This window comes from Veillonella intestinalis, from assembly GCF_943193155.1.
GTDB lineage: Bacteria > Bacillota > Negativicutes > Veillonellales > Veillonellaceae > Veillonella_A > Veillonella_A intestinalis.
Window position 1 is genome coordinate 26413 of the sequence record NZ_CALPDB010000005.1, and the last position, 23086, is coordinate 49498.

The following is a 23086-nucleotide window of genomic DNA, read 5'->3' on the forward strand; positions in this document are numbered from 1 at the left end:
ATATTGCATCTAAAAATAATGAAATTAATATAAAAAACCGCAAGGCATCTATTGATACCTTGCGGTTCTACTAGCCCGTACTTATGCCTCTTGACCATCATGGTCGATACCTTACTTCATTGTAAGATTAGCAATAACTACAGTCTACATGTTTATTTGAATTATTGTACTTCGTCAAAACCTTTTTGAAGACGAACGTAGGATTTACGACGTTCAATAGCATCTTTTTCAGTTTTTTCGAATAATTCTTCTGCCATTTCTGGAGCAGCTTTCTTCAAGGAAGCATAACGAACTTCGTTCATTAAGAAGTCGCGGAAGCTTTCGGTTGGTTCTTTGGAATCCAAGCTGAATGGGTTCTTACCAGCTTCTTTAAGAGCTGGGTTGTAACGGTAAAGATCCCAGTAACCAGAAGCAACAGCACGACGTTGTTCTTCCTGAGCATTACCCATACCGCCTTTAATACCATGGTTGATACATGGAGCATAAGCGATAATTAAGGATGGACCTGGATATGCTTCAGCTTCAGTGATAGCTTTCATTAATTGGTTTTTATCAGCACCCATGGAAACTTGAGCTACATATACATAGCCATAAGTCATAGCCATCATGCCAAGGTCTTTCTTCTTAGTACGTTTACCAGAAGCAGCGAACTGAGCTACAGCAGCTGTATGAGTGGATTTAGAGGACTGACCACCAGTATTGGAGTAAACTTCAGTATCGAATACAAATACGTTGATGTCTTCGCCAGAAGCTAATACATGGTCAAGACCGCCGAAACCGATATCGTAAGCCCAGCCGTCACCACCGAAGATCCATTGAGAACGTTTTACTAAGTATTGTTTCTTAGCAAGCATTTCTTTAACTTCTTCAGTTTGTTCAGCAGCTTCTAATTCTTTTACTAATTCAGCTACGCGTTCACGAGAACCTTCACCTTGGTCTTTGCCTTCGATCCAGTTTTCGATAGCTGCTTTTAAGCTTGGAGCTGCTTTTTCAGCAACAACTTGTGCAGTTTCAGCTAATTGAGCACGAACTTTTTGTGCACCAACGAACATACCATAGCCATATTCAGCATTATCTTCGAACAAGGAGTTGCCCCATGCAGGACCTTGACCTTGTTGGTTAGTAGTGTATGGAGAAGCTGGCATGGAAGCACCCCAGATAGAGGAACAACCAGTAGCATTTGCAATCACCATGCGATCACCAAATAATTGAGTGATTAAACGAGCGTATGGAGTTTCACCACAACCTGCGCAAGCGCCGGAGAACTCAAGAAGTGGAGTTTCGAACTGGCTACCTTTTACAGTGTCTTTCTTCATTGGGTTAGCTTTTACTGGTAATTTAACTGCATAGTCCCAAGTTTCAGCAAATTCCATTTCGCCATCGATAGGACGCATTTCAATAGCTTTGCCTTTAGGAGAAGGACAGATATTAACACAGTTGGAGCAACCTAAGCAATCAAGTGGAGATACAGCAATACGGAATTGAAGATCTTTAGCACCAAGAGCTGGGATTGCTTCGAAGTTATCAGGACCAGCCGCTACTTCTTCAGCTGTAGCTAATACAGGACGAATTGTAGCATGTGGACATACGAACGCACATTGGTTACATTGGATACAGTTTTCTTTAATCCAGTGTGGAACGAATAAAGCAGCACCACGTTTTTCATAAGCAGCTGTACCAGCAGGTAATGTACCATCTTCGAAACCAGCAAAGGAGCTTACTGGTAAATCATAACCAGCTTGAGCATTTACAGGTTTACAGATGTTTTCAACATAGCTTGGGCAAGATGCACAACCTGGTTTTTCTTCTTTAGCTGCATTGTCAACAGCATCTTTCCAAGAAGCAGGTACATCAATCTTAACAAGCGCGCCAACACCTTTGTCGATAGCAGCATTGTTCATGTCAACAACGTTTTGACCTTTTTTACCGTATGTTTTTTCTACGGAGTCTTTAAGGTATTCAATAGCTTTATCAACAGGAATGATATTTGTCAATTTGAAGAATGCAGCCTGACAAATCATGTTGATACGACCACCTAAGCCGATTTCACGAGCGATTTCAGCAGCGTTGATGATGTAGAAGTTCAATTCTTTTTCAGCAATTGTACGACGAAGGTTTGCTGGTAATTTTTCTTCTAATTCTTCAGGAGTCCAAGTACAGTTCAAGAGGAATGTACCACCTTTTTTGATACCACGAAGAAGGTCATATTCATGAACATAGGACTGACGATGACAAGCAATGAACTCAGGTTCAGTTACAAGGTAAGGTTTGTTGATTGGAGTCTTACCAAAACGAAGATGAGACATTGTTACGCCACCAGATTTTTTGGAGTCATAATCGAAGTATGCTTGAGCATACATATCAGTGTAGTCACCGATGATTTTGATAGCGGATTTGTTAGCACCTACAGTACCGTCAGAACCGAAGCCCCAGAATTTGCAGCCAGTTAAACCTTCAGCTGTAATGGAAACGCCTTCAGCGCGTTTTAAGGACAAGTTGGTAACGTCGTCTTCAATACCTAATGTAAAGAAGCGTTTAGGAGCATCAGCTAACATGTTATCGAATACAGATACAATGTCTGCAGGGATAACGTCTTTGGAGCTTAAACCATAACGACCGCCATATACTTTAGCGTTGATATCGTTTTGTACTAAAGCAGCCTGTACATCTAAGAATAAAGGTTCAGCCAAAGCACCTGGTTCTTTCGTACGGTCTAAGACAGCAATGCGTTCTACTGTTTTAGGTAAAGCTGCTACGAAACGATCAGTTGCGAATGGACGGAACAAGTGAATTTTCACTAAACCAACCTTACGGCCTTGTTTGTTTAAGTAATCAACAGTTTCTTCTACTACTTGGCAGCTAGAACCCATAGCTACGATAACATCAGTAGCGTCTGGAGCACCTACGTAGTTGAATAATTGGTAGTTACGACCAGTTAATTTGTTGATTTCAGCCATGTAGTGTTCTACTACATTAGGAACTTCAAGGTAGAATGGGTTAGATGCTTCACGATGCTGGAAGTAAATATCAGGGTTTTCTGCAGTACCACGAGTTACAGGCGCATCTGGATTTAAAGCACGTTTACGGAATTCTTCAACTGCTTCCATATCTACTAATGGTTTTAATTCTTCATAGTCAAGAACTTCAATTTTTTGAATTTCATGAGAAGTACGGAAACCATCAAAGAAGTTGATGAATGGTACGCGTGTTTTAATAGCTGTTAAGTGAGCTACTGGAGCAAGGTCCATAACTTCTTGTACAGAAGCTTCGGAGAGCATTGCACAACCAGCGGCACGAGCGGCCATAACGTCTTGGTGGTCACCAAAAATGGCTAATGCGTGAGCGGCAAGAGCACGAGCTGCTACATGGAATACACCTGGTAATAATTCACCAGCTACTTTATACAAGTTTGGAAGCATTAACAATAAACCTTGAGAAGAGGTAAATGTAGTTGTTAAAGCACCTGCTTGTAAGGAACCGTGTACAGCAGCGGCAGCACCAGCTTCAGACTGCATTTCTACAACCTGTACTTTGTGGCCGAAGATATTTTTACGGCCAGTAGCAGCCCAGTCATCAACGTGTTCTGGCATTGGAGAAGACGGTGTGATTGGATAAATAGCTGCTACTTCGGTAAAACCGTATGCAACGTGAGCTGCGGCCTGGTTGCCGTCCATAGTTTTCATTTTACGCATGTTAAAAAAGCCTCCTTAAGCATTAAGAATGAGTTTTACACTTGCTTACCCTTATTATCTCAGGAACAAATTCCCCCGCACCTAGCGCATATCTATGTCTTAGCATGTGAATACCCTATAGTATAATGAATACACTATAGGATTTTATACTGCGTATAAATTTTTGACATACATATTGGCAAATCGCTTCTAAACTGCACTGCTTCTACTATCAAGCAACCAAGAATGTTAAAATTTAATGCATTCTTTGTCGTATTTTTCGTAAAAGCATTGCCTATCTTGCAAAAATGTAATAATATAATACTATTAAAACTATTTTGCATTTGGAGGACCTATTTCATTCCTAAAATAACAAATCGATATAGCCTCATGTCTTAATTATACAATTATAGATTGCATATAGCAACTGAAACAGGCGTATCTGAATTGCTAATTATGAGATAATAACTTGACATTTTTTCATAGGTTCTCAATATTGCGAACGTTTTTCAATAACGCTATTTTTCAACGATATTGGAGTCATTCTTTACATTACATGAGTTTAACGCATTCTTGAAAAGTAGCTTTGAGTCTTTCATATATTTTTACTAGTTGAGGTGTACTATGGATTTTCATCATTTAAAATACTTCGTAGAAGTAGCCGATCAAAAAAGTTTTAGTAAAGCAGCACGCAACTTGCACATCTCGCAATCCGCTATTAGTCGTACGATTAAAGCTCTTGAAGATGAGCTAGGTGTTGTTTTATTCATGCGTAATGCTAAATCAGTAGAATTAACTGATGGCGGTACCATCTTTTTAACTCATGCGAAACGCGTTGTTTTCATGTTTGAGCATTTAAAAACAGATTTTGAAAATGAGTTCCGATTAGAACAAGGCTCTATTCACATTGGATTACCACCAATTACAGATGCCCCTATTTTTGCTCAACTATTAGGTGAATTTAAACGTTCTTATCCACAAATTAATTTAGAATTATACGAAGAAGGTTCTAAAAAAATTGAACTTAGTGTACAAGAAGGTCTTATTGATATTGGTATTATTTGTACAAAACCAAATCCTAAAGAATTTGAGTCCTTCTATCTTACTAGCGACCCACTCTGTGTTATTTTACCGCGCGATAACCCATTAGCTAAAGAAAAAGAAATTTCCTTAGACATGTTATCCGAAGAATCTTTTGTACTTCATAAAGATGATTTCAACCTTCATGATGAAGTAGTAAAATCTTGTAAACATGCCGGTTTCCAACCTCATATTGTATTTGAAACTAGCCAACGTGACTTAATGTTACAAACAGTAGGTGCTCACTTAGCCATTGCTTTGCTACCAAGCCGTCTCTGCCCTGCCAAAGGGGAAAATACAAAAGTTGGTACTAGCGTAGCCGTGCGCCCACTAGTTCGTCCTGAAATTACTCATACATTATATGTAATTTGGAAAAAAGGTCATTATCTCTCCCACGCGTCTCGCTTGTGGTTAGATTTTGTAACCGCTAAATTACCATTACCAACTGGTTCTATTTCTGCAGAAGGGAAATAAGCATCATGAGTGAGGAACGTCCTCGCAAGTTCGAGCCTCAACCAGGCCCTAATAAGCCACCAAAAACGCTCACTAACTTATGGAAGCGCACTACAACTTGGTTATGGTTACTCATAGTTTGTATGGGCTGTTATATCGCTTATCAGCAAGCCCAAATTGATGAGCTAGCAACCAGAGTCTATGGTCAATACAATATGAGTGACATGGACAGTTTTGATTATCGTATTACTAACCTAGAACACATCAGCAATGCGCACGCCGCTCGTTTAAAAGTAGCGGAAAAAGATATTGTCCAACTCCAAAAAGAGACTAATCAGTTTCAATGGCGCCTCATACAATTAGAATGGCTTCATCCTGAAATAAAAGTACCACAAGCGGCACCAACCGTGCCCTCATTAAAAGACTTTGATAGTAATCCAGGCCAAGTTCCCTCCCCACTACAACCAGGGGAAAGTATTTTTAATGACACAACACCTTAGTATATAAAAAATAAAAAAGGTCGTAAGCAAACGAATCATACATCGTTTACTTACGACCTTTTATTATATTACTAACTCTCTGCTAGTAAAAATTATAAGTGGAACAAACCTAACATAGCACCACAAGCTAACGAAATCAAGGACATGATAAACAAACGTGGAGCACAGAATTTCAACATATCTTTAATTTCAATACCAGCTAAACCACAAGCTAAGAATGTAGTCGCTGCATGAGGCGTTACTAATACACCATAGTTTTTAGAAATCAACATAGCCATAGCCATATCTTGAGGATTTACACCAAATTTTTCACCTACACTAATAGCCAATGGAACAAGACCAAAGAAGTAGGAGTCAGTGCCAAGCAACATACCAATTGGTACCCCAAGAATACCAAAGATAGTTTGTAAATGACCACCCAAGAAATCTGGTACTAAGGTAATTAACATAGATGCCATGTTATCCATCATTTTAGTACCGCTTAATACACCTAAGAATACGCCAGATGCTAATAAAATCATAGGCATTGTTAAGGCAGTATCAGCATGCATTTTAATAGCTTTAGATTGTGCTTTTGCACCAGGGAAGTTAACAATCAAAGCAATGGCAAGTCCGAACATGAACGCACCATAAAGCGGAATCTTAGTGAAGCAAAGTAAGCCAATAACAACTAAAGTTAACAAACCATTGAACCATAACAATTTAGGACGTTTCATAGCTTCTAAATCTTCAGAAGTTACATTACCATCAGTTGGTACTAATGAAGAATCTAATAATGCAGCTTCACCAGTTGGGTTTAAACCAGCACCACGACGTTTTTCAACAATCCCCATATAAGCAGCAAACACAATTAAGATTACTAAGCCTACCCCTTGTAATGGAATTAATGCTTGCCATAAAGCATTTACATCAGCGTTTAATACAACCCCTGTACGCGCTACTGGACCACCCCATGGTACCAAGTTCATGATACTCATAGCCGCACCAATGATACATACTAAAGTTACAGGGCGAATGTGTAACTTTTTATAAATAGGAAGCATGGCAGGAATCGTAATTAACAAGGTAGATGCTAACGCGCCATCCAAATGCCCTACTACTGCGATAAGTGCTGTAGCAATGGTAACTAACATAATATTATTGCCGGCTTTTTTAGCCAAGTAATTTACCAATGGATCAAATAGACCAACATCACTCATCAAGGAGAAGTACACAATAGAGAATACGAATAATACCGCTGTAGACCAAGTTTTAGATACACCTGCTTGAATAAATGTAAAAATATCTGATGGACCAAAACCAGCAATAACAGCCATGATAATAGGCACGATTACGAAAATCGGCACAGGATTTGTTTTAGATTGGATTAATGCCCATACGATGATAACAATCATCAATAGGCCCAAAATACCTAAAAACATAGGAAAAACTCCTTTCCAACATATAAACGTTACAGACTAAAAAACTCTTGCTCATTTAACAAGCTTGCCTGTTGCACTATATAAGAAAAAGGGATTGCCGTAACAATCCCTTTTTCAAAAATACTATTAGCAATTTCAATCAAGCTTCGTAACGCTGATTCAATAATTAATTTGTCTTTATTCCATCGACTAATTAGTCTAATGGTTTGCGAACTACGTCGATAATAGAGCCGTCACGGTATTCAACGATAGCTACTACATCTTCGTCTTTATCGCTTACAGTAATACCTTCTGGTTTACCAACAAGATCAAAAGCTAATTTCTGTAACTCTTCAATTGTGTAAATTGGTAAGTTAGAATCTTTAAAGCGTTCAATCAAGTCAGTGCGACGAGGGTTAATAGCGATACCGCGTTCTGTTACAATTACGTCAACAGATTCACCTGGCGTAATAACAGTTTGAACGCTATCTAAAATCATTGGCAAACGGCCACGTACTAATGGACAAGTAATAACTGTACATTTAGCACCAGCAGCTGTATCACTGTGACCACCAGAAGCCCCCATAAGAACGCCATTGGAGTCAGTCATACAGTTAACATTAAAGTTTGTATCAATTTCAGTAGCACCAAGGAATACAACATCAAGGTAGTTAGTCATATTGTCAGTCCAAGGATCCGCATACATGGATGCACTCATTTCAATATGAGCAGGGTTTTTATGTAAAGAAGCAGCTGCTACTGTATCAAATGTTTGAGTATCATAAATAGCATTGATTAAACCGTCTTCTAACATACCTGCCAAAATACCAGTGGCACCACCAATACCAAAACCAGCTTTAACGCCTTGTTCTTTTAGTTTTTGGCCGATGAATTTAGCTACTGTTAAAGGTGCCCCACCAGCACCAAGCTGGAAGCTGAAACCTTCTTTAATGATGCCTGCTTGATCAAGGAATTCTGCAGCCATTTCAGCAATTTTAATCTGTACAGGGTTTTTAGTAAAACCAACTGCACCAGAAGCAATCCCTTCTGGATCACCAATTGCTTCTACTTCAACGATGTAATCTACATCTGTTTGAGGTACAGAATAAGGATATACATAATCAACTAAGTTATCAGTAATGGCAACAGTTTTATCTGCATAATGAGAGTCAACCATAGCGTAACCAAGAGCACCACAAGCAGATTTACCTTGCATGCCAGTAAAGTTACCACGGCGGTCACAAGTAGGTGCACCCATGAAGGCTACATCGATGTGAACTTCACCTGCAATAATAGCACGGGCACGGCCACCATGAGAACGAATAACTACAGGACGTTTCAATACGCCTGGATTCTTCGTTAAGAATTTGCCTAGTGCATCACGAAGACCAGAAGTTTCAATAGCTGTTACTGTGCCATCTTTAATCATATCGATTAAGAATTCATGACAAGGGCTAAGAGAACTGGAAGCAACAGTAATATCTTTAATACCTTTTGCTTGAATGCGTTCCATAACCATTTTCATAACATAATCGCCATTACGGAAATGATGGTGGAAAGAAACAGTCATACCATCTTTTAAGCCAGTTTTTTCAATAGCTTCATCGATGGAAGATAATAATTTATCAGCGCCACCTTGATTATATTTAGCAACAGGACGGCCTACACGGCGTACTTTAGGCTCAATAGCGAACTCGCCTTGATATAATTCACGACCCGCAAGAGCTGGTAAATCCATTGGAATTTCGCGATTTGCTTTATTTAACATTAATTTCAGCTCCTTCATCTACTTCTACTTTAATACCGGCTGCACGTGCTTTATCTACAATGCGTTGTGCACGAACTACGATAGGACCATCAATCATCTTACCGTCAACAGCAATAACGCCTTTATTGTTTTTCAAAGCATCTGCATAGCTATTCAATACTTTAACAGAATGAGCAATTTCTTTTTCATCTGGAGTAAATACTTTGTGAGCCAATTTAATCTGACTTGGATGGATACAAGATTTACCATCGAAGCCAAGGGCCTTAATGTATTGTACTTCTTCTACGAAACCATCTAGATCTTTAACATCAGAGAATACAGTATCTACGCAACGAATACCTGCTTCACGAGCTGCCAATAAGATAGATTGACGAGCAAATGCTAATTCAACAGCTGGTTTAGATTTACCAGTGCGAAGGTCAGCACGATAATCTTCAGCACCAAGTGCGATACCTACAACGCGAGGGCCATGGCAGATTTCACGTACATTATAAAGACCTTTAACGGATTCAATCGCTACAATAATATTAATTGTACCTTCTTCCCAACCATTAGCTTTTTCTACTTCTTCAATTTTACGAGCTACGATTTCAACTTCAGATACGTCTTCAGTTTTTGGAATACGAATCAAGTTTGGTTTAGCTGGTACAATTACATCTAAGTCATCATAGCCATATGGTGTCTGAGTTGGATGGTTAATACGAACTACTGTTTCAGAGCGGAAAGTCATGCTTTTCAAAGCTTCAGCTGTCATCAAACGAGCTGTATCTTTTTCTGTTACAGGAATGGAGTCTTCAATATCAAACATCAAGCTATCCGCACCGTGGATATCTGCGCTATTAATCATTTTAGGCGTATTCCCAGGCACGAACATCATGCTACGAGAAATACGAGCTTTAGCAGCTTCTGATAATGGTAAATTTTTAACTTCTACGGGACGAGTTTCGTCATGAGTTACAGTAGCTTTCGGTTCAGAACCGCGTTCTAAAGCACCTAATACACGTGCTTTAATTGCATAGTCCCAAGCGGCCTTATCATCGGCGATAACCTTTACCCCATCATAACCAGCTTCTTTTACTGTGTTCACGATTAATTCTTCAATGTGTTTACCATACTGGCGTTTTACTTTTGAAGTTAATTCAACTTCAATACCAGCTGCGATTGGCTCAACGGTTACAAGACAATCTTGTTTTTCGTCAAAACCAGCAGTCGCTGCTTTTACTAATTTGTTCATAGCTTCGCATCCTTTCTTAACGAATCATAGCTAATAATAAACTAACACTAAACCAAAAAGAACTAAAATTTATAATTTACTGATACTCAAGTGGAGCAAAGCCCCACCTGAGCTGGTAACATAACTTATTTAATAAGGCCGATAGCAGACCAGTAACCATAACCAACGGTCATTGTTAAGATGAAACATACGATAGCAACTAAGCCACCTACAATCCACCAAGTCTTAACATCATTAAACCCTTCACCAAAGATAATTGGTGCTGCCGCTCCGCCGTAGTGAGTTAAGGCCCCACCATAGGAGTTAGTCGCAGCTAATACAAGAGCAAGTCCCATTGGATCAACACCAGCTACTTTACCAACTGTCAAGAATACTGGTAACATAGCTACTACATAAGCACTACCAGAAGCGAATAAATAACGAACCGCTACACTGATAAAGCCAATAACCACTAACGCAATAAATGCATTATCGCCGAAGTGAATATGTGTTTCCATGAATTTAGCTAACCATTCAAAGAATTTCACTTTACTTAACGCACTGGACATACCGATAATACCGCCGAACCAAATGAATGTGTTCCAAGCGCCATTACTTTTAAGTACATCATCCCATTTAATAACATTACATACAATGGATAAGCACATAGCCGCTACAGCTACGGCTGTCGCATTGATAGAAAGTTTAATACCAAAACCTTGATCCAAAATGGAAGGCATTGCCCAACCAAGTAAAGCTAAAACGAAAATAGCTACCAAGATTTTTTCACTTAATTTCATTGGCCCTAAATCTTCAAGACCTTGTTTAGCAATCGTATGATTGTCAATCTTAGTCAATGTAGGACGTTCAACAAGATAAGTAACAAATGGAACTACTAATAACATTACTAAGCCAGGAATTACCATAGCTAAGGCCCAAACACCCCAGTTGAGGTCAACTCCTAAAATTTTATTCATAAAGTCAGCTGCTAATAAGTTAGGTGCCATAGCCGTAGCAAACATGAAAGATGTTACTTTAGTAACCATATAAGTGTTAGCACTTAAGTAAGCACCTGCTTTTTTAGCAGTTTCACCTGGTTCAGAACCAAGGGCACGAGCGGTAGCATTGATAATCGGATATACGATACCACCAGCACGAGCTGTATTCGAAGGGGTTACTGGAGAAATAATAAAATCTAAGATAGCGGTAACATAACCCAAACGCAATACAGTGGAACCAAACATACCAATCAAATGATACGCAATACGACGACCAAGACCGGTTTTAACAAATGCTACAGATAAAGCAAAGGCAGAAAATACTAACCACAATGTAGAGGATGCATATCCAGATAACACAGCGGATGTATTATTTAAGAAAATAGAAGATGCTGCAATAGATACTAATAAAACTACAGGAGCACCCCATGGTTTAATAACTAAACCTACAATCGCTGTCAAATAAAAACCAAACAAGCGCCAAGCATTTACTTCAAGACCTTCCGGCGGTGGCATGAACCAAATAATTAACGGAATCAACGCCATAACTGCAATTTTAATTAATTTGCTGTTGTTCATTCTGTAAAACTCCTTAAAATAAAAACGTATAATACACTATAAACACAAACTTTAAGATTGTGGCAAATGACGTATCAAACGTTTTGCTCAACCTGTAAGCCCATTATATCGGTCTATATCAAATCTGAAAAATAAAAAGCTTATATGCGCTGTATAAATTTTTTATCGACATTTTTTCATTCATTAGATTACTTTAGGTAATACCACCTAAAACAGCATGAAAAAAGAACCTTTTCATAAAATATGAAAAGATTCTCTAAAATACATCATATAATTTGCAATATCAGCATAACTCAATAATTATATTTACAATCTAATTACTAATAATTATAACTTGATTAATATCAAACTAAAATTCAATAGCAACCGGTGTATAATTCTTATAATGTTCACACACATAATCAATAAATGTTTTAGCCGCAATAAGCTTTGTACTTACTTCACTATACTGCAATAAAGTACTACGCATAAATGGGGTTCCATCTTTATGATAAATAGGTGCTACATGAATACCTTCATCTTTGCAAGATCCAAGTCCTAAATATGGCAAAATAGCCCAACCTAGCCCTTCACGCACAAAGTGACGACAGGTCACCATCGAATCAAGTTCCATAGCCGGTTCTAGGTTAGTCGGTAAATTTTCACTTCGCCAACTCTCTACTATTGAAGATATAGATCCATCCGTACGGTATTGAATCCAAGGTAAGGAAGATAAATCATCAATTGTTATAGGATCCTTATAAACTAAACAATAAGGCTCTTCAAATAGCTTAATAGAATTCGGGGTCTCTTTAAAATTTCCCCGCGTAATTGCGACCATTACTTCACCGCTATTAAACATTTTATTCACATGAGAACTATAACCTGATTTTACTTGAATATGAATATGAGGATATTCTTTAGTAAATAAACTAAGCAAATGTGGTAATTGGTAATCCGCAAAATTTATAGACGAAGCAATTTTCAAAGTCCCTTGAATCTCGCCACTCATTTCACCAATGGATTGCTTTAGACTCTCAGTCTCTTCTAACATACGCCGACAATAGGCATGAAATACTTCACCTTGTGGCGTTAAGGTAATCCCTTCATTGGTACGCAATAACAATGGACAACCTAAATCTTCTTCTAAATGACGCAAACGATAACTCAAAGCAGGTTGCGATAAAAATAACTTATCAGCTGCTTTTGTAATATTCCCCTCAGCCACCACGGTAACGAAGGTTTGCCACTCTTTTTCATCCATAGATAAGCCTCCTTAGTCTCTGCGGAAAAAGCGTAAAATGGATAAGAAGATATTGATAAAATCTAAGTAAAGCATTAACGCACCAATTAACTCGATACGTTCTAATACATCATCATCCTCAAGAGCAGCTACAGTCAGCAATCCTTTAATACGATTCACATCTACCGCTGTGAAAATTGTGAAAATAATAACGCCTAGCGCACCTAAGCCCAAATTAACTATGCCACTATTGAAGAAGAACATATTTAATAAGCTCACTACGATAAGCGCGATTACCGCGCCTACTAAATACGTCGACCAAGAGGTTAAGTCCTTTTTGATGACACCGCCAATAATAGCAAAAGTGCCAAAGAAAGCAACCGCTCCTAGGAACGCATAAAAGAAAGCACTACTGCCATACACTACGCTTAATACAGCTAAGGTTAGCCCATTTAGAATGGAATAAATAAAAAACATCGCTTTAAGAGATGTTAAACTAGCACTCATCTGTCGAGCACTAAACAAAATAACAACCCCTAATTCAATAAATAATATAATATTATAATTAGATGCGGCCATATGGAGCCATTGTGGGTTAAATAGGGCGGCTAATAAAGTAACAAAGGTAGTTAAAATACCCCACCCCATCCACAACATAGAATTGCGCAACTTACGCGCTACCACTTGAGACACTACCGATTGCTCAGCGTTCACTGGCATAGAGTAATTCATAAAAACCTCCTCATATTCTGTCATGGATACATACCGCACAATGCCTCAAAGAGAATAACTAACGGGCGTTAGCAATTCCTTCAAATACTTTACCGCGTGATCCATCAACAGTTACAACTTCACCATCTTTAATTACTTGTTCTGCATTAGTAACACCTAATACAACAGGAATTCCAAAATTAATCCCTGCAATCGCAGCCGCAGAAGTAAAACCATCTTCAGCCGCAATAATAGCACTTGCTCGCTTAGCAAACGGCATTAAATCTGCTTCTAAAGTACGGACTACTAAAATGTCGCCATCACGGAAAGATGCCTGAGCTTTAGTTGCATCATAAGCAATACATACACGACCCGTAGCAGCTCCTTTACCAACACCATTGCCAGCTAATACAGCTTTGCCAACTACATGTACTCGAATCATATTGGTTGTGCCTGCTGTACCTGATGGAACGCCAGCTGTAATTACTACTAAATCACCAGACTCAATACGATTTTCCGCTAAGGATGCACTAATAGCACTATGCACCATTTCATCAGAATTGGCATGATCAATTCCTTTAACGGCCTCTACACCCCAATATAACTGTACACGACGCACAGTTTCTTCATGTGGTGTTACAGCTAAAATTTTGGCCAACGGGCGATTACGAGAGATGCTCATCGCGGTTTTACCGGTTTCAGTACAAGTAATAATCGCAGCTGCATCAAGATTTTTAGCTACCGTAACCGTAGCGGCACTAATAGCTTCTGTCGTTTGTACCGTATCAGCCACAAATGGATGTTCCATGTTGCAATACAACGTAGAATGTTCCGTTACTTCTGCAATGCGAGCCATTGTCTGTACCGCTTCAACTGGATATTTACCACCAGCCGTTTCACCAGACAACATAACGGCATCAGTACCATCTAAAATAGCATTAGCCACATCACTTGCTTCAGCACGAGTAGGCCGTGGATTAGTCGTCATAGATTCCAACATTTGAGTTGCTGTAATAACAGGTTTCGATGCTTTATTACACTTGCTAATCATCATCTTTTGAAGCACTGGCACTTCTTCAGCCGGAATTTCTACACCTAAATCGCCACGGGCTACCATGAGGCCATCAGACATACGCAAAATATCATCTAAGTTATTGATACCTTCTTCATTTTCAATCTTAGAGATAATCTTAATATCCTTGCCTTCTTCTTCTAAAATGCGACGAATCGCGACTACATCACTGCCTCGTTGCATAAAAGAAGCTGCCACATAGTCAACCCCTTGCTGGCAACCAAAGCGTAAATCTGCCATATCACTGTCCGACACAGGTGGCAAGCTAAGCGGTACCCCTGGTACAGCTACACGCTTACGATCACTCATAGGGCCACTATTTTGAATCGTCGTATAAATTTCAGTGCCTTCAATTTTATCAACATTAAGTGTAACAAGACCATCAGATAATAAAATCTGGCAGCCTACCGTTACATCATTAACTAACCCTTTATGATTAACGGAACAAATAGTAGCGTCCCCTTCTACATCACGCATAGTCAAAGTGAACGGTTTGCCTGCTTCTAGCATAACACGTCCTTCTTTGAAATGACCTAAACGAATTTCAGGACCTTTTGTATCAAGCATAAGCGCTACCGGAATCCCTGTCTTACGTGAAGCTTCCCGAACAGCATTCATGCGCTTCGTATGTTCTTCATAAGAGCCATGGGAAAAGTTAAAGCGTGCTACGTTCATGCCTGCTTCTAACATATGTTCCAACACACCAGGTGCGTCTGTGCTCGGTCCAATAGTACAAACAATCTTAGTTTTCTTCATAGTAGAATACCTCACTTATAATGGATTGATATAAAGCCTATGTTTTCCCTTCATAGTACCCATTATACACCAGTATTCTACATAATTTCTACACTGTCAGGGCCTAAAATTTTTTCGATAGCTTGGCATATTTTAGTCCCAGGCGTTATAAAATATTCCTTTGCTACATCAATACGTTTACGTTGTCGATGTAGGTAAAAAGAGACCGGAACTGTCCCATCTGTTTCAAGCAATACTTTTTTAAGGCTATTACTTGCTTCCGCTGTATCAAAACCAGGACGAATATGGATAATTATCTGCTTAGCCTTTTCATAATTCACTTTTAACGGCTTCACCGAATCAGCAATAATTTGCACACCCTTTTCATCAGCATCAATACGGCCCGTAATACGCACAGCCATATCAACCGCTAAATAGGCCTGACTTTGTTGAAATACAGTCGGAAAGGCTACAATAGAGGCCGAACCTGAAAAATCTTCCAAACGCAAAATAGACATAATGTCATTACGACGCGTTACCTTGTCTGATTTATCTACAATGAGCCCCCCTACAGTGACCGTCTGACCATCGTATTGTTCAGGATTAGAACTAAGTTTCCCCATTTCAAATAAGCCACTTAATTCCTCCACAAAAGCATTCAAAGGATGACCAGTAATATAAAAGCCAGTATATTCTTTTTCATCACGTAATTTTTCTTCGGACGGCAAATCAGGCAAATTAGGGACTTCAATAGTTTCCTCAACTGCTAAATCATCACCAAACAAACTCATCGTTCCACGGGCTTCTTCTTTTTGCAAACGCTGGCCTAAACTTTGCGCTCCTTCATACATCGCCAGCAATTGATTGCGATTTTCTTTAAAACTGTCCATCGCACCACAGCGAATCAAACTTTCTAGTAGGCGCTTATTAATTACCTTAGAATCAACTCGTTTGCAAAAATCAAGAATTGACGTATATAAACCACCTTGCTGACGTTCAAAAAGTAGCTGCTGAATTGCATTGTCGCCTACACTTTTTACCCCACCAAGGCCAAAGCGAATCGCCCCATCTTGTACGGCAAACGCTTGCTCACCATAATTAATATCAGGACCTAATACTTTAACACCATGTTTCTTACAGTCATTAATATAATATGTCAATTTATCTACATTGGTCATGAAACTCGACAAGGTAGCTGCCATAAACTCTGGATAATAATGAGCTTTTAAATATGCCGTCTGATACGCAATATAGGCATAGGCGGCACTATGGGATTTATTAAAACCATAACCAGCAAAGTATACGAGCAAGTCAAACACTTCATTGGCAATAGCTGGATCAATCTGATTCTTAGTAGCCCCTTCAATAAAGGATTCACGCTGTGCCTTTAATACCGATTCCTTCTTCTTACCCATCGCACGACGCATTAAATCCGCTTGCCCCAAGGAGAAACCACCCATAGCCGAGGCAATCTGCATAACTTGTTCTTGATACAAAATAACCCCGAAAGTATCCTTTAAAATAGGCTCTAATAAAGGATGAAGATAGGTAATTTCCATCTCACCATGACGGCGTTTGATAAAATCTTCTACCATGCCACTGCCAAGAGGCCCTGGTCGATATAATGCTACAAGCGGAATCAAGTCTTCAAAATGCTCAGGTCGTAAATCCATAACCAGCTTAGTAATCCCTTCAGATTCAAGCTGGAATACACCTGGTGTATCCCCTTTAGTCAACAAATCACAAGCCGCCGCATCATCAAGAGGAATTGCATCTAAATCTAAATCAATGCCACGATTCGCTTTAATTAAAGCGAGGGCATCTCCCATTACCGTTAACGTTCGTAGCCCTAAAAAGTCCATCTTTAACAGGCCTAACTCTTCAATATTATCCTTATCATATTGAGTGACAAAACCACTGTCATTAGCATTTTGAATTGGCACATGGTCTTCTAAAGGAGCCGCCGAGATTACAACCCCGGCCGCATGGGTAGACGCATTGCGCACAATGCCTTCCAATTTACGACCATAATCAAATAATTGCTTAACTTGAGGATCACTTTCATAGGCTGCCTTCAACTCTTTACCTTTCAAGGCCTTATCCAACGTAATCCCCAATTCATTAGGAATCATCTTAGCTAACCGATTGACTTCTGGTAGCGGATGATCTAGTACACGGCCCACATCACGAATAACGGCTCGTGCCGCTTCTGTACCAAACGTAATAATTTGTGCTACTCGTGCTTGCCCATATTTTTCAGTTACATATTCAATTGCCTTGCCACGTTTTTCATAGCAAAAGTCAATATCAATATCAGGCATACTAATGCGTTCTGGATTCAAAAAGCGTTCAAACAAAAGATTATATTTTAATGGATCAAGGCCCGTAATCCCCAGTAAATATGCCACCACAGAGCCAGCCGCACTGCCACGTCCAGGGCCCACTAAAATGTCATGTTCCCGCGCGTATCGCACATAGTCCCATACGATTAGAAAATAATCGTCAAAGCCCATTTGAGCAATAACAGATAATTCATAGTCTAACCGTTCCTGCAATTCTGGTGTTACTGTGCCATAGAGCCGAGGAATTTCTCGCTCACATAAATGACGTAAATAAGTAGTCGCATTTTCTCCTTCTGGCACATCAAAATGAGGTAAGTGGTGTTCATCAAAATTAAACGCGACCTGACACCGTTCAGCAATGGCGAGCGTATTTTCTATAGCCCCTGGAATATGACCAAATAAGGCTGCCATTTCATCGCCACTTTTCATATAAAATTCGTCATTAGGGAATTTTAAACGATTCGTTTCGGCTACTTTTGCCCCAGTAGCAATGCACACTTTAATATCTTGGGCATCAGCATCTTCTTTCAGTACATAATGAAAATCATTAGAGCAAACAATGCCTACCTCATATTCCTTGGCCAACGCTACTAAAGCTTCTTGCGCCTTTACTTCCGCTGGCAAGCCATGATTTTGTATTTCTAAGAAAAAGTTATCTTTCCCATAAATATCAATATATGTTTCTAACGCACGACGAGCCCCTTCGGGATTATCCTGCAAAATGCACTGAGGGATTTCCCCTTGAATACAAGCACTCAGTGCAATTAGTCCCTTGCTATGACGGCGCAATAAATCATGATCTACCCGAGGTTTACGATAAAAACCTTCGGTAAATCCACGAGATACAATCTTCGTAAGATTTTGATAGCCTTCCATAGTTTCAGCTAGCAGAATTAAATGCTTTAAACGCTCCTGTTTAACACTATTAGCGTCTTTGTCAAAACGACTCCCTACTGTAACATACACTTCACAACCAATAATCGGTTTAATGCCAGCTTTAACAGCTTCTTTATAAAAATAGATAGCCCCACACATGTTCCCATGGTCTGTAATAGCTAAAGCGGGCATATTCAATTCCTTAGCCCGTGCCACCATCTGTGGCAACCGACTAATCCCATCTTGCAAACTATATTCTGTATGTCCATGCAAATGAACAAATGGTTTCATAGGTGCCCTCCTTTATAGACTCACAAGGTTATCCTGTTTTCTATAGTTTTAACTTGATGTGTTTCTTTATATAAAAAGGACCGACCACGAGGTCAGTCCTGATTCTGTACCTTATTTAATTATATCACATCTAACAACTACATCTTATGCATTATATTAACGTTGTTGACTCATAAATTACATATTACGATTTACCACGAAAATACGCTGTTAACGCATGCCGTACTTCACGCCATTCAGGCATAAATTGTGCAACTACTTGCCAAAACTTAGGTGAGTGATTCGGCTGTATGAAATGAGCAAATTCATGAATCATCACATATTCTAAAAAATGCTGCGGCCCCATTAACAATTGTTGATTAATCATAATTCGTTGTGTCCGCAAAGAGCAAGAACCCCAACGAGTTTTCGCTTTACGAATTCTAAGACTTGGATAGGGTACATCATAGCCCGCCTCAATATAACGATTATAAATACGATCACGCATGTCCTTGACGGTAGCCTCACACAATTGTAGCCAAAACTTCAGCATCAATTGTGCCCGCTGGTCTAAGGTACTCGCCGGTTTTACATACATATAAATAGTATACGGATCCGATTCACTCCAGGTCACATAAGAACTATGATTCGGTTCACAAGGCTCTACCAATAATTTAGCCTTATATCCCAGTATATAAAAAATATCGCCCGTTTCATAGCTCACTTCTACCGTTGGTTGCTGATATGTGGCAAAGCGCTGTCTAGCTCTATCAATAAAACCCTTATGCTCATCTACAAAGTGAGCAATCGTGGTTGCTGACGTGCGCCAAGGAGCTGAAACTTTGACAGCTCCATTAGGCATAACACGTAAATTTAAATTCTTAATAGCTTTCCAAGTTACTGTATAAGGAACCATTTCGCCGGCAATGCGTAATTCATAGGTCCTAGATTCCGACTTACGCGACGAATTTCGTGACCAGTTAGCCATGACACTAGCTCTTAGCGTGCGTTTTTAGCTGCTTTAGCACGTGCAGCACGATCTAAGATAGCTTTACGCATGCGAATGCTCTTTGGTGTAACTTCTACTAATTCATCGTCATTAATCCATTCTAAAGCTTGTTCTAAGCTGAAAATGCGAGGTGGTACTAAACGCACCGCTTCATCAGAGGAGCTAGAACGCATGTTAGTAACATGTTTTTTCTTACATGGGTTAACGTCCATATCTGACTCACGAGCATTTTCACCAATAACACGACCTGTATACACTGGTTCATTTGGGCCGATGAATAAAGTTCCACGATCTTGAATGGAGTTCAATCCATATGGTGTTGTTTCGCCATCTTCAAAGGCTACTAAGGCACCACGTGTACGGCCAGGAATTTCACCCTTAAATGGTGCATATCCATGGAATACATGGTTCATAATACCATTACCTTTAGTGCTTGTTAAGAATTGTGCGCGGAAACCAATAAGCCCACGAGCTGGAATAATGAATTCCATACGTAAGTAACCAGCTAATTCGTTCATATTAATTAATTCAGCCTTACGAGCCCCTAAGTTTTCCATAACAGTACCCATGAATTCTTGTGGTACGTCAATTGTTAAATATTCTAATGGTTCGCACAATTGATCATTAATGCGTTTGTAAATTACGCGAGGTTTCCCAACTTGCAATTCATACCCTTCACGGCGCATAGTTTCAATTAAAACTGCTAAATGAAGTTCACCACGGCCAGATACTTTAAAGGCATCTGGAGATTCTGTTTCTTCCACTTTCATGGACACATTGGTTTCTACTTCTTTGAACAAACGGTCACGCAAATGACGGCTTGTTACATAATCCCCTTCACGACCTGCAAATGGAGAGTTATTTACGGAGAATACCATGGATAATGTTGGTTCATCAATCGTAAGGGCTGGCAATGCTTCTGGATGTTCTGAATCGGCAACAGTTTCACCAATATTGATATCTTCAATACCTACGAAAGCCGTAATATCGCCCATAGCCATTTCGTCAGTTTCTACACGATTTAAACCATTGTAAGTGTATACTCGACCGATTTTAGCTTTGCGTGTGCTTTCGCCATTCATAATCACAACTTGTTGGTTTGTTTTCATGCGACCACGCACAATACGACCAACGGCAATTTTACCTACATAATCATCATAGTCAAGCGTTGTTACCATGAACTGTAATGGGCCTTCAATATCACCTTGTGGTGCTGGAATTTCTTTAAGCAATACTTCAAATAAAGGTTGCATATCTTTGCCTTCATCTTCCATGCTTGCTTTAGCAATACCATCACGAGCTGATGCATATACTACAGGGAAATCTAATTGATCATCATCAGCTTCAAGTTCCATGAATAATTCTAACACTTCATCTTCTACTTCATGAACACGTTGGTCTGGACGGTCAATTTTGTTAATAACTACGATTGGTTTTAATTTCTGTTCCAATGCCTTACGAAGTACATATTTAGTCTGTGGCATAGGACCTTCAAAAGCATCAACCAATAATAATACGCCATCTACCATGTTAAGTACACGTTCTACTTCGCCGCCGAAGTCAGCATGGCCTGGGGTGTCAACGATGTTAATCTTTACACCATTATGCATAACAGCCGTATTTTTAGACAAAATGGTAATCCCACGTTCTCTTTCCAAATCATTAGAGTCCATTACGCGTTCGGCCACTTTTTCATTCTCTCTAAAAATATGGCTTTGTTTTAACAAGGCGTCTACCAAAGTTGTTTTACCATGGTCAACGTGTGCAATAATTGCAACATTACGAATATCTTCGCGAATCATGTATGTTTGCCTCCTGTTTCGCTACAAATCAAAAGTATATGTGTGAAATGAAGCGTGCAATCACGATTCATTACGCAGCAGTATAAAGCGTTATCCTGCCTATTTAACAGCTTACAGCCGAAAACAATTTACAGTGATAACGCTTAATTATAACATAAAGAGTAGGTTTTAACAACTTTCTAAAAACTCTTTTATAGCAGGATTCTCTTTCAAGACTTCTATTTCTTCGGCTGTAGGAATTTGAACCTTATCACGCTCTACATTTACTAAACATAAAAAGCCTATATAGTCCCCTTTATTAGCACGGAATTGATGAATCGTATGGCTAGGAATTTCAAGGAAATCGCCCACTTTTACATCTACAATCGAATCCCCTAATAAACATTGCCCCTGCCCACGGAAAATCATAACCATGTGGGTATGTTCATGATGTTCCAATGTAGAATAACCACCTGGTTTCACTTCAAAATAACGAAATTGGCAAGGAATATCAAAGGCTCCATTAAAAAGAACTTGCCGTGTTACATCTTTAAACGGACTGCCATCTTGTTTATAGACTAATGTATCTACACCTTCCCAAGTGTAGGTATCTGTGTCAAACTTCTTAATCATGCGTAGCTCCTCAACCCTAACAATGATACAGTACATAAAATGCGTCCGTTACTCATAGTACGGACGCATCACAAACTTACTTAAATAAACGTTTTAAAGTACCCATAAGCCCGCCATGTTCGTGACCATGAGTAGCTGCTGATACAGACGCCACATCAAAACCAGTAGCATCAATTGCTTCTTTAATAGCATCAGCATTAACTTTATTGCTATCATAAGCAATTGTCACATCTTTAGACTTCAAATCCACTTCAGCAGACATAACACCAGGCAAACCTAATACAGCTGTTTTTACTGTATTTTCGCAATTACTGCACATCATACCTGGCACATTAAATACTTGTTGATGAGTGTGGCCAGTGCTGCCACAACCGCAATCTTTACACATATATAAACCTCCAATCACAAAAGTCATAAAGACCTCCCTAGGGCCTAACGGCATAGGGAGGCCTTGCATAGTTTACTTATTCAGCATCTTTATGCTTTTTATCATTAATAGCGCCCGCTTCTACATCAATAGTTTCCACTTTAGCTACATCAGATACTTTTTCTTCTTTTTTCTTATCTGAACTTACTGCATCTTTAAATTCATTAATGCCCTTACCAATGGCTTTGCCTACTTCTGGTAGCTTACCTGGTCCGAACACAACCAGTGCAATGATAAGCACTAAGATTAATTCTTGTGTTCCGAAATTAAACATAATTTTCACCTCGTTTAGCTACAATAATAATCGTTTCTCTTTACAGTGTAACACGAAAAGAACCTAAATAGC

16 protein-coding genes are annotated in these 23086 nt (G+C 39.3%); 2 read left to right on the plus strand and 14 right to left on the minus strand.

Annotated features, from left to right (window positions below):
- Nucleotides 1-161: 161 nt before the first annotated feature.
- Nucleotides 162-3692: a pyruvate:ferredoxin (flavodoxin) oxidoreductase gene (nifJ, locus tag NFR44_RS06570; protein WP_251442524.1), complete on the minus strand. Its 3531-nt coding sequence runs from the start codon at nt 3690-3692 to the stop codon at nt 162-164.
- Nucleotides 3693-4295: 603 nt separating this feature from the next.
- Between nifJ and NFR44_RS06575 the strand changes: the two genes are divergently transcribed.
- Together NFR44_RS06575 and NFR44_RS06580 are read left to right on the plus strand one after the other, a co-directional pair.
- Nucleotides 4296-5225 (plus strand): LysR family transcriptional regulator, encoded by a 930-nt coding sequence (locus tag NFR44_RS06575; RefSeq protein WP_251442527.1) that lies wholly within the window; start codon nt 4296-4298, stop codon nt 5223-5225.
- Nucleotides 5226-5230: 5 nt separating this feature from the next.
- Entirely contained in the window at nt 5231-5704 is a 474-nt protein-coding gene (locus NFR44_RS06580; protein ID WP_251442530.1) for a hypothetical protein, read from the plus strand.
- A gap of 92 nt (nt 5705-5796) precedes the next feature.
- Here NFR44_RS06580 and NFR44_RS06585 read toward each other — a convergent pair whose 3' ends face one another.
- The 13 genes from NFR44_RS06585 to NFR44_RS06645 all read right to left on the minus strand — a co-directional run bounded on the left by NFR44_RS06585 (nt 5797) and on the right by NFR44_RS06645 (nt 23014).
- The gene (locus NFR44_RS06585) at nt 5797-7125 is read right to left on the minus strand and encodes a CitMHS family transporter (protein ID WP_251442533.1); all 1329 of its coding nucleotides are present in this window, start codon (nt 7123-7125) and stop codon (nt 5797-5799) included.
- A gap of 193 nt (nt 7126-7318) precedes the next feature.
- Nucleotides 7319-8872, minus strand: a complete 1554-nt coding sequence (gene citF / locus NFR44_RS06590; protein WP_251442536.1) for a citrate lyase subunit alpha — start codon at nt 8870-8872, stop codon at nt 7319-7321.
- Complete coding sequence (gene citD / locus NFR44_RS06595) at nt 8862-10106, minus strand: citrate lyase acyl carrier protein (protein WP_251442540.1); 1245 nt, start codon at nt 10104-10106, stop codon at nt 8862-8864. The genes citF and citD overlap by 11 nt, the downstream gene beginning before the upstream one ends.
- A 125-nt stretch (nt 10107-10231) precedes the next feature.
- A complete protein-coding gene (locus NFR44_RS06600) occupies nt 10232-11662 on the minus strand; it encodes an anion permease (RefSeq protein ID WP_251442542.1) in 1431 nt (476 codons plus the stop codon).
- Nucleotides 11663-12011: 349 nt separating this feature from the next.
- Nucleotides 12012-12905, minus strand: coding sequence for a LysR family transcriptional regulator (locus tag NFR44_RS06605; protein WP_251442545.1), 894 nt, complete (start codon nt 12903-12905; stop codon nt 12012-12014).
- Nucleotides 12906-12917: 12 nt separating this feature from the next.
- Complete coding sequence (locus NFR44_RS06610) at nt 12918-13616, minus strand: Bax inhibitor-1/YccA family protein (protein WP_251442548.1); 699 nt, start codon at nt 13614-13616, stop codon at nt 12918-12920.
- 58 nt (nt 13617-13674) lie between these two features.
- A complete protein-coding gene (pyk, locus tag NFR44_RS06615) occupies nt 13675-15423 on the minus strand; it encodes a pyruvate kinase (protein ID WP_251442552.1) in 1749 nt (582 codons plus the stop codon).
- A gap of 77 nt (nt 15424-15500) precedes the next feature.
- The gene (locus tag NFR44_RS06620; protein WP_251442555.1) at nt 15501-18911 is read right to left on the minus strand and encodes a DNA polymerase III subunit alpha; all 3411 of its coding nucleotides are present in this window, start codon (nt 18909-18911) and stop codon (nt 15501-15503) included.
- A 184-nt stretch (nt 18912-19095) separates the two neighbouring features.
- Nucleotides 19096-19878, minus strand: coding sequence for a M48 family metallopeptidase (locus tag NFR44_RS06625; protein ID WP_251442559.1), 783 nt, complete (start codon nt 19876-19878; stop codon nt 19096-19098).
- Between the two features lie 11 nt (nt 19879-19889).
- Nucleotides 19890-21701, minus strand: a complete 1812-nt coding sequence (gene typA / locus NFR44_RS06630; protein WP_251442562.1) for a translational GTPase TypA — start codon at nt 21699-21701, stop codon at nt 19890-19892.
- Between the two features lie 168 nt (nt 21702-21869).
- A complete protein-coding gene (locus tag NFR44_RS06635) occupies nt 21870-22313 on the minus strand; it encodes a cupin domain-containing protein (protein ID WP_251442564.1) in 444 nt (147 codons plus the stop codon).
- Nucleotides 22314-22389: 76 nt separating this feature from the next.
- Nucleotides 22390-22701, minus strand: a complete 312-nt coding sequence (locus NFR44_RS06640) for a heavy-metal-associated domain-containing protein (RefSeq protein WP_251442567.1) — start codon at nt 22699-22701, stop codon at nt 22390-22392.
- Between the two features lie 76 nt (nt 22702-22777).
- A complete protein-coding gene (locus NFR44_RS06645) occupies nt 22778-23014 on the minus strand; it encodes a Sec-independent protein translocase subunit TatA/TatB (protein WP_251442570.1) in 237 nt (78 codons plus the stop codon).
- Nucleotides 23015-23086: the final 72 nt, after the last annotated feature.

Coding starts and splice junctions, on each gene's coding strand:
- NFR44_RS06625 (WP_251442559.1), bottom strand. CDS start 19,878: ATGGCTAACTGGTCACGAAATTCGTCGCGTAAGTCGGAATCTAGGACC.
- NFR44_RS06635 (WP_251442564.1), bottom strand. CDS start 22,313: ATGATTAAGAAGTTTGACACAGATACCTACACTTGGGAAGGTGTAGAT.
- NFR44_RS06620 (WP_251442555.1), bottom strand. CDS start 18,911: ATGAAACCATTTGTTCATTTGCATGGACATACAGAATATAGTTTGCAA.
- NFR44_RS06580 (WP_251442530.1), top strand. CDS start 5,231: ATGAGTGAGGAACGTCCTCGCAAGTTCGAGCCTCAACCAGGCCCTAAT.
- citD (WP_251442540.1), bottom strand. CDS start 10,106: ATGAACAAATTAGTAAAAGCAGCGACTGCTGGTTTTGACGAAAAACAA.
- NFR44_RS06610 (WP_251442548.1), bottom strand. CDS start 13,616: ATGAATTACTCTATGCCAGTGAACGCTGAGCAATCGGTAGTGTCTCAA.
- NFR44_RS06585 (WP_251442533.1), bottom strand. CDS start 7,125: ATGTTTTTAGGTATTTTGGGCCTATTGATGATTGTTATCATCGTATGG.
- typA (WP_251442562.1), bottom strand. CDS start 21,701: ATGATTCGCGAAGATATTCGTAATGTTGCAATTATTGCACACGTTGAC.
- nifJ (WP_251442524.1), bottom strand. CDS start 3,692: ATGCGTAAAATGAAAACTATGGACGGCAACCAGGCCGCAGCTCACGTT.
- NFR44_RS06605 (WP_251442545.1), bottom strand. CDS start 12,905: ATGGATGAAAAAGAGTGGCAAACCTTCGTTACCGTGGTGGCTGAGGGG.
- NFR44_RS06640 (WP_251442567.1), bottom strand. CDS start 22,701: ATGTGTAAAGATTGCGGTTGTGGCAGCACTGGCCACACTCATCAACAA.
- citF (WP_251442536.1), bottom strand. CDS start 8,872: ATGTTAAATAAAGCAAATCGCGAAATTCCAATGGATTTACCAGCTCTT.
- pyk (WP_251442552.1), bottom strand. CDS start 15,423: ATGAAGAAAACTAAGATTGTTTGTACTATTGGACCGAGCACAGACGCA.
- NFR44_RS06645 (WP_251442570.1), bottom strand. CDS start 23,014: ATGTTTAATTTCGGAACACAAGAATTAATCTTAGTGCTTATCATTGCA.
- NFR44_RS06575 (WP_251442527.1), top strand. CDS start 4,296: ATGGATTTTCATCATTTAAAATACTTCGTAGAAGTAGCCGATCAAAAA.
- NFR44_RS06600 (WP_251442542.1), bottom strand. CDS start 11,662: ATGAACAACAGCAAATTAATTAAAATTGCAGTTATGGCGTTGATTCCG.